The organism is Micrococcus sp. NPDC078436, assembly GCF_040702705.1.
Lineage (GTDB): Bacteria > Actinomycetota > Actinomycetes > Actinomycetales > Micrococcaceae > Micrococcus.
In genome coordinates, this window is record NZ_JBFBLX010000001.1 from 40,177 (window position 1) to 53,872 (window position 13,696).

The window sequence follows — 13,696 nt, forward strand, 5'->3', positions numbered from 1 at the left end:
ATCCGCCCCTGGGATGCACCGCCGGGTCGGCCGCGGATCCCTCGGCGGCGGACCTCCTGTGCCCGGGCACCGAGGACGCAGCCGGACGAGGCCGGGCCGGCCGCTAGGATCGACGTCGACGACGCCCCCGACGCACCGGCCGGCGTCCACCGACCCGTGCTCGCGCGCTGCCCCTGAAGGAGTCCTCCCATGCCTCTGCGCATGTCCACCCTGTTCCTGCGGACCCTGCGCGATGCCCCGGCCGACGCCGAGGTGGCGAGCCACCAGCTGCTCGTGCGGGCCGGAATGATCCGCCGCGCCGCCCCCGGCATCTACACGTGGCTGCCCCTGGGCCTGCGCGTGCTGCGCCGCGTGGAGGCGGTCGTGCGCGAGGAGATGGACGCCATCGGCGCCCAGGAGGTGCACTTCCCCGCGCTGCTGCCGCGCGAGCCCTACGAGGCCTCCGGCCGGTGGGAGGAGTACGGGGACGGCCTGTTCCGCCTCCAGGACCGCAAGGGTGCCGACTACCTGCTGGCCCCCACGCACGAGGAGATGTTCACCCTCCTCGTCAAGGACCTCTACTCGTCCTACAAGGACCTGCCGGCGTACCTGTACCAGATCCAGACGAAGTACCGGGACGAGGCCCGCCCGCGCGCCGGCCTGCTGCGCGGCCGCGAGTTCGTCATGAAGGACTCCTACTCCTTCACGGTGGACGACGCCGGCCTCGACGACGCCTACGAGGCCCACCGCGCCGCGTACCTGCGCATCTTCGAGCGGCTCGGCCTCGAGGTCGTGCCGGTGAAGGCCACCTCCGGCGCCATGGGCGGCTCCCGCTCCGAGGAGTTCCTGCACCCCACCGAGGTCGGCGAGGACACCTTCGTGGAGTCCGACGGCGGCTACCGCGCCAACGTCGAGGCCGTCACCACCGTGGCCCCCGAGCCCCTCGACGAGGCCGCGATGGCCGCGCTGCCGGCGGCCGAGGTCAAGGAGACCCCGGACTCCACGACCATCGCGGCGCTCGTGGACGTCGCCAACGACCTGGCCCCGCGGGCCGACCGCCCGTGGGAGGCCGCGGACACCCTCAAGTGCGTCGTGCTCACCGCCGTGGTCGACGGCGGCGAGCGCCGCCAGTTCGTCGTCGCCGTCCCCGGCGACCGAGAGGTCGACGTCAAGCGGCTCGAGGCGTCCGTCGGCCCGGCCCTCGGGGTCGTCGGGGAGCCCACGGTCGAGGCCGCCGCGGCCGAGGACCTCAAGCGCCACCCCGCCCTCGTCAAGGGCTACATCGGCCCGGCCGGGGCCGGCGAGATCGAGGGCACCCCCGTGCTCGGCGCGGAGGGCTCGGTGTCCGGCCTGCCCCTGTTCGTGGACCCGCGTGTCGCCCCCGGGACCGCCTGGGTGACCGGCGCCAACGCGGACCAGCGCCACGCCTTCGGCGTCGTCGCCGGCCGCGACTTCCGATGGGACGCGGTCCTCGAGGCCACCGTCGTGCGCGAGGGCGACGCCGCCCCGGACGGCTCCGGCCCGCTCCACTCCCGCCGCGGCATGGAGATGGGGCACATCTTCCAGCTGGGTCGCAAGTACGCCGAGGCCCTCGACCTGAAGGTCCTCGACGTCAACGGCAAGCAGGTCGTGGTGACCATGGGCTCCTACGGCATCGGCGTGACCCGCGCCGTCGCCGCGATCGCCGAGCGCTACCGCGACGACAAGGGCCTCGCGTGGCCGCGCGCGGTCGCCCCGGCCGACGTGCACGTGGTCGTGGCGACCAAGGGGGAGGACGGCGTCGCCGCCGCCCTGGACCTGGCCGAGGGCCTCGAGGCCCACGGTCTCACCGTGATCGTGGACGACCGCGCCAAGGTGAGCCCCGGCGTGAAGTTCAAGGACGCCGAGCTGATCGGCGTGCCGACCGCCGTGGTGATCGGCCGCGGCCTGGCCGACGGCGAGCTCGAGCTCAAGGACCGTGCCACGGGGGAGGCCCGCACCGTGCCGGTGGCCGACGCGGTCGCCGAGGTCGTGGCCGAGGTGCGTCACGGGCGCTGAGATGTTCGGCGCCGTCGAGCTGACGACGGGCCTGGTGCTGCTGCTCCTGGCCGCGGGCTTCGCCGCCGGCTGGGTGGACGCCGTCGTCGGCGGGGGCGGGCTGCTGCAGCTGCCCGTCATGCTGCTGGTGCCGGGACTCACGCCCGTGCAGGCCCTGGCCACCAACAAGCTGGGCTCCGTGTTCGGCACCGCGACGTCGGCGATCACCTACCGGCGCCGGCTCGGCTCGGACCTGCGCACGGCGCTGCCCATGGCCGCGCTGGCCTTCGCGACCTCCCTCGGCGGGGCGGTCGTGGCCACGCTGCTCCCCACGGGGGTGATCCGGCCCGTGATCCTCGCGGCGCTCGTGACGGTGTGGATCGTCACCGCGACCCGACCGCAGCTGGGCCGGGTCGCCGCCCTCAAGCACACGGGGGCGGCCCACCTGACGCGGGCCCTGGCCCTCGGCGGGGCGGTCGGATTCTACGACGGGATGATCGGGCCCGGCACGGGGACCTTCCTCATCCTGGGACTGGTGGCGCTGCTCGGACACGACTTCCTGCAAGCCTCGGCCCAGGCCAAGGTGGTCAACCTGGCCACCAACCTCGGCGCCCTGGCGTTCTTCCTGCCCGCGGGCCACGCGGTGCTCGGCCTGGGCCTCCTCCTCGGCGCGGCCAACCTCGCGGGCGGCTACGTGGGCGCGCGCATGGCGATCGCGCGGGGGACCGGGTTCATCCGGGTGGTCTTCCTCGCGGTCGTCTCCGCGCTGATCGTGAAGGTGGGCGCGGACACCCTGGCCCCGCTCGTGGGGTGAGGCGCCGACCGCGGCGGTACGCTGGCCCTGCCCGCCCCCGACCCCTCAGGAGCCCCGCATGGACCCGCAGGAGACCACCGACCGTCCCGAGAGCGCCGCGCTGACGGCGATGGTCGAGGACGCCGTGGCCGACGCCGGCGTCGTGGTGGAGGAGGTGCGCGTGGCCGGCGCCGCCGCCACCCCGACCGTGGAGGTCGTCCTGGACCGCGCCGCCGGACCCGAGGGCCTGAGCCTGGACGAGGTGGCCGCCCTGAGCGCCCGCGTCTCCGCCGCGCTGGACGCCGCCGGGGACGAGGTCCCGGGTGTGGGCGCCGGCGAGTACATGCTCGAGGTCACCACGGCCGGCGTCGATCGCCCGCTCACGCAGCCGCGCCACTTCGAGCGCAACGTGGGCCGCCTCGTGAGCGTGTCCGTGGACGGGGCCGAGCCGATCACCGCGCGCCTCACAGACGTCGGGGAGCACGACGTCGAGCTCGTCGTGGTCCGCCCCGGCGCCAAGAAGGGCATGCCCGCCAAGGAGCTGCCGGCCGAGCGGGTGGGGATGGACCGACTGGGGCCGGCCGTGGTGCAGGTAGAGTGGGGCACCGCCCGCGAGCCCGGTGAGTCCCCGGACCGGGCCGAGCACACGGCAGAGCACACGGAGGCATAAGTGGATATCGACATGAGCGCGCTGCGCATGCTGGTGGCCGAGCGGGACATCCCGCTGGACCGGCTCGTCCCCACCATCGAGCAGGCCCTGCTCATGGCGTACCAGCGGACCCCGGGCGCCCTGAAGCGCGCCCGCGCGGAGCTGGACCGCACGAGCGGCCACGTGACCATCTGGGCCACGGAGCTGGACGAGGAGGGCGCGGCCGTCGGCGAGTTCGACGACACCCCCAACGGCTTCGGCCGGGTCGCGGCGTCCACCGCACGCCAGGTCATCCTGCAGCGCCTGCGCGAGGCGGACGACGACAAGGTGCTGGGCGAGTTCAAGGAGAAGGAGGGAGAGCTCGTCTCCGGCGTCGTCCAGCAGGGCAACAACCGCCAGATGATCCAGGTGAACTTGGGCACCCTCGAGGCCGTGCTCCCGCCGCCCGAGCAGGTGCCGGGGGAGCAGTACCCCCATGGCCGCCGCCTGCGCACCTACGTGGTCTCCGCGAACCGCGGCAGCAAGGGCCCGTCCGTGACCGTCTCCCGCTCGCACCCGAACCTCGTGCGGCGCCTCTTCGAGCTCGAGGTCCCCGAGATCGCCGACGGCTCGGTGGAGATCACGGCCCTGGCCCGCGAGGCCGGCCACCGCACCAAGATGGCGGTCAAGGCCACCCGGGCGGGCATCAACGCCAAGGGCGCCGCGATCGGGGAGATGGGCTCGCGCGTGCGCGCCGTCATGACCGAGCTCGGCGACGAGAAGATCGACATCGTGGAGCACTCGGACGACCCGGCCGCGATGATCGCCCACGCCCTCTCGCCGGCCCAGACGGTCTCCGTGGAGATCGTGGACGCCGACCAGCACTCCGCGCGCGTGGTGGTCCCGCAGCACCAGCTCTCCCTCGCGATCGGCAAGGAGGGCCAGAACGCCCGCCTCGCCGCGAAGCTCACCGGCTGGCGCATCGACATCGTCGGCGACGGCGCCGCGGCGCAGGCGCCCGGGCACTGATGCCCGGGCCCGGGAGGAGATCCCGGCCGGGACGCGCTAGGATGGATGAGGTCCATTCTCGTTCCGACACCGTGTGAGGTGACCGCATGACGTCCCAGACGGTCGTGCGGACCTGCATCGGATGCCGGGCGAGGGCGGACCAGGAAGAGCTGGTGCGCGTGGCACTGGACCCCGCGACGGAACCCCCCACCGTCGTCTGGGACCGGAGTCGTCGACGTCCCGGACGCGGTGCCTGGGTGCACCCCGGGCCGGACTGCCTCCTCCTCGCCGTGCGCCGTCGGGCGTTCCACCGGGCCTTCAAGGCCGCCGTGGACGCCGACGGGCTCACACGCGAGGCGGGCGGTCCCGGCGAGGGATCCCCGAGCGCCGCGCGGACGCGGAACGCCGCACCGGCTGCAGACACGACAGATGAAGGCGGGTCAGAGATCTGATGCGTACCCGATGAGCACTGAAGCATGAGTGCCCAACGATGAACTTCACCCCCTGCTATCAGGCAGGCCGCGGCGCGCGCACCCTCGAGGTGTCCCGTGCGGCCTGGACAAACGTCAACGGTCTCGCGCCGCGCTGAATCGGAAGCCCCCCGGCTCCCCTGAAGGCCCGTGAGGCCAGAACAGGAGAACCGTGGCAAAGGTCCGCGTCCATGAGCTCGCCAAAGAGCTCGGCATCACCTCCAAGGAGGCCTTGAGCACCCTCAAGGATCTCGGCGAGTTCGTCAGCTCCGCCTCCTCCACCATCGAGCCCCCGGTGGTCAAGAAGCTGCGCGGCGCCTACCCCGGCGCCGGCAAGGCCGGCGGCACGGGCGCCGCGAAGCCCGCCGCCCCTTCCGCCCCCGCGGCGGGTGTCCCGAGCACGTCCGCCCAGGGCGCGCCCACCCCGTCGCCGCGCGGCCCGAAGCCGGGCTCGGCCGCACCCAAGCCCGGGTCTGCGGCTCCCAAGCCGGGTCAGGCCGCCGCGCCGGAGGCGCCCGCCCGCGTCGAGACCCCGGCTCCCACCCCGACGCCGGCTCCCGCGCCGACGCCCGAGCAGGCTCCGACGCCGGCTCCGGCCGCCCCGCAGGAGTCCCGACAGGGCACGCCGCAGGCCCCCGCCGCGTCGACGCCCTCCGCGCCGACGTCGGCGGCCTCGACGCCCACCCCGGGCGCGGCCGCTCCCAAGCCGGGCGGCGCCAAGCCGGGCGCCCCGCGCCCCGGCAACAACCCGTTCACCTCGAAGGCTGCCCCCGGCGGCGGCGCCCCGCGTCCGGGCGCCCGTCCCGGCGGTGCCGGTGCGCGCGGCGGTGCGCCGCGTCCGGGCAACAACCCGTTCGCGCCCTCGCAGGGCATGCGCGCCGGCCGTGAGGACCGCGCGCCGCGTCCGGGCGGCCCCCGTCCGGCGGCGGGCGCGGCCGGTCCCCGTCCCGGCGGTCCGCGTCCCGCGGCCGGCGCCGCGGGCCCTCGCCCCGGTGCGGGCGGCGCCCGTCCGAACCCGGGCATGATGCCCAAGCAGATCACCCCTGCGCCCGCTCCGGGCCGCGGCGGCGGCCGTGGCCGTCCGGGCGCGGGCGCGCCCGGCGGCGGTCCGGCCCGTCCGGGTGGTCCCGGCGGCCGCGGCGGCCGTGGCAACGCTCAGGGTGCGTTCGGCCGCGGCGGCGGAGCGCGCAAGGGGCGCAAGTCCAAGCGCGCGAAGCGTCAGGAGTTCGAGCAGCAGCACACCCGCGAGATCGGCGGCGTCAAGGTCCCCAAGGGCGACGGCACCACGATCCTGCGCCTGCGGCGCGGCGCCTCGCTCGCGGACTTCGCCGACAAGATCCGCGCGGACACCGCGGACCTCGTGAAGGTGCTCTTCACCCTGGGCGAGATGGCCTCGGCCAACCAGTCCCTGGACGAGGAGACCTTCCAGCTGCTCGGCGAGGAGCTGGGCTACCGCGTCCAGATCGTCTCCCCGGAGGACGAGGACAAGGAGCTGCTCGAGGCGTTCGACATCGACCTCGACGCCGAGGAGGCCAACGAGGACGACGCCGACCTGGCGCCCCGCCCCGCGGTCGTCACCGTCATGGGCCACGTGGACCACGGCAAGACCCGCCTCCTGGACTCGATCCGCTCGGCGAACGTCACCGAGGGCGAGGCCGGCGGCATCACCCAGCACATCGGCGCGTACCAGGTGCCGGTGGAGCACGAGGGCGAGGAGCGACGCCTGACCTTCATCGACACCCCCGGTCACGAGGCCTTCACGGCCATGCGTGCCCGCGGTGCGAAGGTCACCGACATCGCCGTGCTCGTGGTCGCCGCCGACGACGGCGTCATGCCGCAGACCGTCGAGGCGCTCAACCACGCCCAGGCGGCCGACGTGCCGATCGTGGTCGCGGTCAACAAGATCGACAAGGAGGGCGCGTCGCCGGAGAAGATCCGCGGCCAGCTCACCGAGTACGGCCTGGTGCCCGAGGAGTACGGCGGCGACACCATGTTCGTCGACGTCTCCGCGCGCAACAACGAGAACATCGACAAGCTGCTCGAGGCGGTCCTGCTCACCGCGGACGCCGCCCTCGAGCTCACGGCGAATCCCACCAAGGACGCGCGCGGCGTGGCCATCGAGGCGAACCTCGACAGGGGCCGCGGCGCCGTTGTCACCGTGCTGGTGCAGACCGGCACGCTGCGGGTCGGCGACACCGTGGTGGTGGGCTCCGCCCACGGCCGCGTCCGCGCGATGTTCGACGAGAACGGCGACACCGTCTCGGAGGCGACCCCGTCGCGTCCGGTCCAGGTCCTGGGCCTGTCGTCCGTGCCCCGTGCCGGCGACACCTTCCTGGTCACCGAGGACGAGCGCACCGCTCGTCAGATCGCGGAGAAGCGCGAGGCCGCCGAGCGCAACGCCCAGCTGGCCAAGCGCCGCAAGCGCATCACGCTCGAGGACTTCGACCAGGCCGTGGCCGAGGGCAAGATCGACACCCTCAACCTCATCATCAAGGGCGACGCCGCCGGTCCGGTGGAGGCGCTCGAGGACTCGCTCCTCAAGGTCGAGGTGGGCGACGACGTGCAGCTGCGCGTCATCCACCGCGGCGTGGGCGCGATCACGCAGAACGACGTGAACCTGGCGACGGTGGACAACGCCATCATCATCGGCTTCAACGTCCGTCCTGCCGAGCGGGTGGCCGACCTGGCCGACCGCGAGGGCGTGGACATGCGGTTCTACTCCGTCATCTACGACGCGATCGACGACATCGAGAACGCCCTCAAGGGCATGCTCAAGCCGGAGTACGAGGAGGTGCAGCTCGGCACCGCCGAGGTGCGCGAGGTCTTCCGCTCCTCCAAGTGGGGCAGCATTGCGGGCACGCTCGTGCGCTCGGGCCTCATCCGCCGCAACGCCTCGGCGCGCCTCGTGCGCGACGGCATGGTGGTGGCGGACAACCTCAAGATCGAGTCGCTGCGCCGCTTCAAGGACGACGCCACCGAGGTCCGCGAGGGCTACGAGTGCGGCATCGGCCTGGGCAGCTTCAACGACATCAAGGAGGACGACGTGATCGAGACCTTCGAGATGCAGGAGAAGCCCCGCGCGTGATCGAGGGGGCGCCGGGGCCCCGTGAGGGACCCCGGCGCCCCACCGTGCCGGCCGCGACCGCGGCCGGCTGAACCGGAAGGAAGTGCAGCCATGGCCGATCCGGCCCGTGCTGGCCGACTGGCCCAGCGCATCAAGGTCCTCGTGGCGGAGGCGCTGCGCCGCGCCGTGAAGGACGACCGCGTGGAGCCCGTCACCGTGACGGAGGTCCGCGTGACCAACGACCTCCAGCACGCCACCGTCTACTACACCGTGCTCGGCGACGACGCGGCCGTCGACGCCGCCCACGCGGCCATCCAGGAGAACCGCGGCGTGCTGCGCCGCGAGGTGGGACGTGGCCTCACCATCCGCCTGGTGCCGACGCTCGAGTTCGTCGCGGACACCGTCCCCGAGGCGGCCGCGCACCTGGAGGACGTCCTCCGCGCCGCCAAGGAGCGGGACGCCGCGCTGGCGAAGGCCCGCGAGGGCGCGCAGTACGCCGGCGACGCGGACCCGTACCGCACCGCCGAGGACGACGCCGACGACGACGAGCAGCGGGCCTGAGGCGACGCCGACGTGAACGCGCGCACCGCCGCAGGACACACCCCTGCGGGACAGACCCCCGACGCCCCGGGAACGGCGGCGTCGGGGGTCGTCCTCGTGGACAAGCCGCAGGGCTGGACCTCGCACGACGTCGTCGGGCGGGTCCGGCGGCTCGCCGGCACCCGCAAGGTGGGCCACGCCGGCACGCTCGACCCCATGGCGACGGGCCTGCTGGTGGTGGGCCTGAACAAGGCCACCCGGCTGCTCACCGCCATCACGGGCACGGACAAGACGTACACGGCGACCATCCGCCTCGGGCAGTCGACCGTCACGGACGACGCCGAGGGCGAGGTCGTGGCCACCCGCCTGGCGAACGCCGTCACCCCCGAACGCGTGGCGGAGCACGTCGCCGCCCTCACGGGCCGCATCCAGCAGGTCCCGTCGTCGGTCTCGGCGATCAAGGTCGCCGGGAAGCGCTCCTACGACCGCGTCCGCGCGGGGGAGGACGTGCAGCTGGCGGCCCGTGCAGTCACGGTGCACTCCTTCGAGGTCGCGGACCTCCGGCGGCTCGACGGCGGCCGGCTCGTGGACCTGGACGTCACCGTGCGCTGCTCCTCGGGCACCTACATCCGCGCGCTGGCGCGCGACCTGGGGGAGGCCCTCGACACGGGCGGCCACCTCACGGCGCTGCGCCGCACGCACGTGGGCCCGTTCGACGTGGCCGACGCCGTGACCCTCGACCAGCTCGCCGAGCGGTTCTCCATGACGGAGCTCTCCGCGGCCGCCGCCGTCCTCTTCCCGGTGCGCGAGCTCACGGAGCACGAGGCGCGGGAGCTCTCCTTCGGGCGGGCGATCGACCCCTCGGGCGAGCTCTCCGGCACGCCCGGCGCGCCGACTCCGCCCTCCTCCGGCGGCGAGGCCGCCCTCGTGGCCGGACGGGCCCCCGGCGGCGCCGTCGTCGCGCTTCTGCAGGACGGCCGCCGCGCGGGCCGTGACGTGGCCCGGCCCCACCTGGTCTTCGAACCGGCGGGGGGCGACGCGTGATCCTCGACGGATGGTTCTGGGCGGGCACCGTGATCGGCGTCCTGTCCTTCCTGACCTGCGTGGTGATGACGGCCGTGCGACGCCACCCCGCCGACTCCTCGATCCTCTCCGTGGCCGCGGTCGAGCTCTTCCTGCTCGTGTACGCGGGGGCCGCGGCGTTCCGCCAGCTCGGCGGGCAGCCGCTGAACGGGCCCGGCTGGGAGTTCTGGGGCTACGTGCTCACGGCGCTCATCGTGCCGGTGGTCGCGGTGGGCTGGGCGGCCTCGGACAAGACGCGCTGGTCCAACCTCGTGCTGGCCGTCGTCGGGCCGACCATCGTGGTCATGCTGCACCGCATGCAGGTCATCTGGTTCGGACAGTGGTGAGAGGACCCATGGAGACGACGCCCGCCCGCAGCACCCGCGCCCCCCGCAACCAGGGGTTCGGCCGGATCATCGTGATGGTCTACGCCGTGTTCGCGCTCTCGGCCTTCGCGCGCAGCCTCTTCCAGCTGCTGACCCAGTTCAGCGTGGCGCCGCTGGCGTACCTGCTCTCGGCGTTCGCGGCCCTCGTGTACATCGTGGCCACCCTCTCGCTCGCCCGCACGGGTGCGCGGGCGTGGCGCGTCGCGGTGGCGGCCGTGGGCGTGGAGCTCGTGGGCGTCGTGGGGGTGGGCCTGCTGACCCTCCTGGACCCCCAGCTGTTCGCGGACGAGACCGTGTGGTCGCGCTTCGGCGCGGGCTACGGCTACATCCCGCTCGTGCTGCCGATCGTGGGCCTGGCCTGGCTGCTCGCGCACCGGCCCTCCCACGCCGACGAAGCCGGGGTGCGCTGAATGCTGATCTGGAACAGCCTCGCGGAGGTCCCCGCGGACCTGCGGCGGACCGTGGTCACGCTCGGCAACTTCGACGGCGTGCACCGCGGCCACCGGCAGGTGCTGCGCCGCGTCGTCGAGCTGGCCCGCGAGCAGGACGCCCTCGCCGTGGCCGTGACGTTCACGCCGCACCCGCGCGCCGTGCACCGCCCCGAGGTCCCGCACGGGGACATCGTGAGCACCGAGCAGCGGCTGCTCCTCCTCGAGGAGGCCGGGATCGACGCCGTCCTGCTGCAGCGCTACAGCCTCGAGTTCGCCCGGCAGGGCCCCGAGGAATTCGTGCGGGGCATGTTCGTGGACGGGCTCCGCGCGTGCGCCGTCGTCGTGGGCCACGACGTGCGCTTCGGCCAGGACAACGCCGGCGACTTCGCCGCGATGGTGGCCCTGGGGGAGCGGCACGGCTTCGAGGTGGAGGCGGTGGACGAGTTCCCGGCCCTCGAGGGCGCGACGCCCGAGCGCCGTTGCTCCTCCACGTGGATCCGCGAGGCCCTCGCCGCGGGCGACGTCGCCCAGGCGGCCGCCGTGCTGGGCCGGAACCACGTGCTCGCCGGCGAGGTCGTCCACGGCTTCGCCCGCGGCCGCGAGCTCGGCTTCCCCACGGCCAACCTCGCGGCGGACGTGGCCGGCATGGTCCCGGCCGACGGCGTGTACGCGGGCTGGCTGCACGACGCCGACGGCGCGGCCCACCCCGCCGCGATCTCGATCGGCTCCAACCCCACCTTCGAGGGCGTCTCGCGCGTGGTCGAGGCCCACGTGATCGACCGCCCCGAGGAGCGCGTCGAGGACTTCGACCTCTACGGTCAGCACGTCGAGGTCGAGTTCGTCGAGCACCTGCGCGGCATGGTCGCCTACGAGGGCGTCGAGAAGCTTGTTGCCCAGATGCGCGACGACGTCGACCGGGCGCGCGCCATCCTCGGCGCGGCGCCGCGCCCGTCCTGAACGCCGCCGTGAGCGTCCCCGAGCAGCCCGATCCGAGCCTGCCCGGCCGGCCCGTCCCGAGCCTGCCCGGCCGCCCCGCGCGGCCGCGCACGGACGCACCCAACCCCTTCGACCTCGGCGGAGCGGCGGCGGGGGAGCACTACGACGCCGTCCGGCCCTCCTATCCGGAGGCGTGCGTGGACTGGGTGCTGACGGATCCGGCCGCGTCGGAGCCGACCGCCGCGGGGCGCGGTCTCGATGTCGTGGAGCTCGGCGCCGGAACGGGCCTGTTCACGCGGCAGCTGGCGGCGCGACCGACCTCACGGGTCCGCGGCGTCGTGGCCACGGAGCCGTCGGAGGCCATGCGGGCCGTGCTCGAGCGCGACGTCGCCGCACTCGACCCCGCCCTGCCCGACCGCGTCCGCGCCCTGCCCGGCACGGCCGAGGCGACCGGCCTGCCGGAGGCGAGCGCCGACGTCGTGGTGGCGGCCCAGGCGTGGCACTGGACGGACGTGCCCGTTGCGAGCGCCGAGGCCGCGCGGGTGCTGCGCCCGGGCGGGCGGCTCGCGGCGGTGTGGAACCAGCTGGACACCTCCGTGCCGTGGGTGCACCGGCTCACCCGGATCATGCGCGCCGGCGACGTTCACGCCGCCAAGCCGGAGCAGCGCCGGTTCGCGGCTCCGTTCGGAGCGGAGGAGCACGCGCGGTGGACGTGGACCGTGGAGCAGCCCGTGCCGCAGCTGCACGGGCTCATGGCATCGCGTGCGTCCTGGCTGCGCGCCTCCGAGGCCACCCGGGCCAGGATGGCCGCGAACCTGGACTGGTACCTCCTCGAGCACCTCGGCCATGCGCCGGGCGCCGTGATCGAGCTGCCCTACGTCACGGTGGCGTGGCGGGCGACGGCCCCTCGGCGCCGCTGATCAGGGGCGCGCGCCGACGCTGACCGGCACGGCGCGGGCGACGCCCGCCCGCTTCGCCTGCCACAGCAGCAGGGCGCTCGCGAGCGAGATCACGACGACGGACACCAGGGTCGCCAGGGGTGAGCCCGTGGCCTCCGCGTCCACGTAGCTCTCGTCCACGGTCCCCGCGAGGGTGCCGGCGGCGAGGATGACGACGTTGTTCACCACGTGCAGGGCCAAGGCCGCCTCGAGCCCGCCCGTGCGCCAGGTCAGGACCACCGCGGCGACCGCGAACACGGCCAGGTCCAGCAGGATCCACGGGTCGAGGGAGCCGTGGGCCAGGGCGAACGTCCCGGCCGAGACGAGCGCGGTGAGCACCACGGCCGGCACGGGGCGGCGGAACCACGAGCCGATGGCCAAGAGCAGCCAGCCGCGGAACAGGTACTCCTCGCCGGCGGCCTGGAGGGGGGTCAGCACGAACGTCATGGCCAGGAGCCAGGCCCAGTCCTCGGAGCGCGGGGCGGTGGGGGTGCCGTCGAGGGCCCAGGTGCCGAGCACGTAGACGAGGAAGAGCGGCAGCGGCACGAGGTGCGCGCGCAGCAGCCAGTGCCAGCGCACGCGGCCCTCGACCGAGTGGACGAACCGGGCGGCCACGGGGTGGCAGACGGCCACGGCGAGCAGGGCGACGCCGATCAGCGCGATGAGCGGCAGGTTGTTCAGGAGCGTCAGCGGCGCGGAGTTCGAGAAGGCGGCCTCCTCCACCGCGGCGACGTCCTCCGGGTCGGAGGAGAGGAGCGCGTCCCATCCGACCTCGGAGAGGATCGCGGCCGACATGGCCGGCAGCAGCGCCGCGATCAGGGCCAGCAGCGATCCGAGCACGAGGAGCAGCGAGAGCAGCGGCTGCCACCACCGGCTGCGCGGGGTCCGCAGCAGCTGGGGGTACTCGTGGCCGATGAGGGGCAGGTCGAGCGGGCGGAGGGGAGGGCCGAGCGGGCCGAGCGGCGGGGGAGCGGAGGTCACGGCACCACCGTAGGGGCGGCGCGCCGTCGGGCGCCTCCGCCGTCGGGATGATCCTGCGGTAGACTCGACCATCGGCCTCCCTGCAGTCCGCGGTGGAGAGGCCCCGCGCCGTGCCCTCGGGCTCGCGCGGCTCCCCGTTCGCGGTACCGAAGAGAAGGAGGCCTGACATGGCCCTGGATCCCGCTGTCAAGCAGCAGATCATCAAGGAGTACGCCACTCACGAGGGCGACACCGGCTCCCCGGAGGTCCAGATCGCGGTGCTCTCGCGCCGCATCAAGGACCTGACCGAGCACCTCAAGGAGCACAAGCACGACCACCACACCCGCCGTGGCCTCATGGGCCTCGTGGGCCGTCGTCGTCGCATGCTCGGCTACCTGCAGAAGGTCGACATCGAGCGCTACCGCGCACTGATCGAGCGCCTCGGCCTCCGCAAGTGACCCGCCGCTGAGGGCGGCATCGGCCCG

Annotated in this window: 14 protein-coding genes; 13 read left to right on the forward strand and 1 reads right to left on the reverse strand. The window is 74.2% G+C overall.

Annotated elements, in window-relative coordinates; genetic code table 11:
- Positions 1–189: 189 nt before the first annotated feature.
- From AB0302_RS00195 to AB0302_RS00250, 12 genes are all read left to right on the forward strand, one after another.
- A complete protein-coding gene (locus AB0302_RS00195; protein WP_366370175.1) occupies positions 190–2,016 on the forward strand; it encodes a proline--tRNA ligase in 1,827 nt (608 codons plus the stop codon).
- Position 2,017: 1 nt separating this feature from the next.
- Positions 2,018–2,809, forward strand: coding sequence for a TSUP family transporter (locus AB0302_RS00200; protein ID WP_298984847.1), 792 nt, complete (start codon positions 2,018–2,020; stop codon positions 2,807–2,809).
- A gap of 58 nt (positions 2,810–2,867) precedes the next feature.
- Positions 2,868–3,458, forward strand: a complete 591-nt coding sequence (locus AB0302_RS00205; protein WP_298714695.1) for a ribosome assembly cofactor RimP — start codon at positions 2,868–2,870, stop codon at positions 3,456–3,458.
- Positions 3,459–4,445, forward strand: a complete 987-nt coding sequence (gene nusA, locus AB0302_RS00210) for a transcription termination factor NusA (RefSeq protein ID WP_248115266.1) — start codon at positions 3,459–3,461, stop codon at positions 4,443–4,445.
- Between the two features lie 86 nt (positions 4,446–4,531).
- The gene (locus tag AB0302_RS00215; RefSeq protein ID WP_366370176.1) at positions 4,532–4,876 is read left to right on the forward strand and encodes a YlxR family protein; all 345 of its coding nucleotides are present in this window, start codon (positions 4,532–4,534) and stop codon (positions 4,874–4,876) included.
- 190 nt (positions 4,877–5,066) lie between these two features.
- Positions 5,067–7,979, forward strand: a complete 2,913-nt coding sequence (gene infB, locus AB0302_RS00220) for a translation initiation factor IF-2 (protein ID WP_366370177.1) — start codon at positions 5,067–5,069, stop codon at positions 7,977–7,979.
- Positions 7,980–8,069: 90 nt separating this feature from the next.
- Positions 8,070–8,519, forward strand: a complete 450-nt coding sequence (rbfA, locus tag AB0302_RS00225) for a 30S ribosome-binding factor RbfA (protein WP_319074704.1) — start codon at positions 8,070–8,072, stop codon at positions 8,517–8,519.
- A gap of 96 nt (positions 8,520–8,615) precedes the next feature.
- On the forward strand, positions 8,616–9,542 hold the full coding sequence (gene truB, locus AB0302_RS00230) for a tRNA pseudouridine(55) synthase TruB (protein WP_319074791.1): 927 nt from the start codon (positions 8,616–8,618) through the stop codon (positions 9,540–9,542).
- Entirely contained in the window at positions 9,539–9,907 is a 369-nt protein-coding gene (locus AB0302_RS00235; protein WP_248115262.1) for a hypothetical protein, read from the forward strand. Before truB ends, AB0302_RS00235 begins: the two co-directional genes overlap by 4 nt.
- An 8-nt stretch (positions 9,908–9,915) precedes the next feature.
- On the forward strand, positions 9,916–10,356 hold the full coding sequence (locus AB0302_RS00240) for a hypothetical protein (protein ID WP_366370178.1): 441 nt from the start codon (positions 9,916–9,918) through the stop codon (positions 10,354–10,356).
- Positions 10,357–11,334, forward strand: coding sequence for a bifunctional riboflavin kinase/FAD synthetase (locus tag AB0302_RS00245; protein WP_366370179.1), 978 nt, complete (start codon positions 10,357–10,359; stop codon positions 11,332–11,334). It abuts the gene before it with no gap.
- 8 nt (positions 11,335–11,342) lie between these two features.
- The gene (locus AB0302_RS00250) at positions 11,343–12,233 is read left to right on the forward strand and encodes a methyltransferase domain-containing protein (RefSeq protein ID WP_366370180.1); all 891 of its coding nucleotides are present in this window, start codon (positions 11,343–11,345) and stop codon (positions 12,231–12,233) included.
- Here the strand turns inward: AB0302_RS00250 and AB0302_RS00255 are convergent, their stop codons facing one another.
- Positions 12,234–13,232: a CPBP family intramembrane glutamic endopeptidase gene (locus AB0302_RS00255; protein ID WP_366370181.1), complete on the reverse strand. Its 999-nt coding sequence runs from the start codon at positions 13,230–13,232 to the stop codon at positions 12,234–12,236. It abuts the gene before it with no gap.
- Between the two features lie 167 nt (positions 13,233–13,399).
- Here AB0302_RS00255 and rpsO point away from each other — a divergent pair, with 167 nt between their 5' ends.
- Positions 13,400–13,669: a 30S ribosomal protein S15 gene (gene rpsO / locus AB0302_RS00260; protein WP_002855292.1), complete on the forward strand. Its 270-nt coding sequence runs from the start codon at positions 13,400–13,402 to the stop codon at positions 13,667–13,669.
- Positions 13,670–13,696 lie beyond the last annotated feature (27 nt).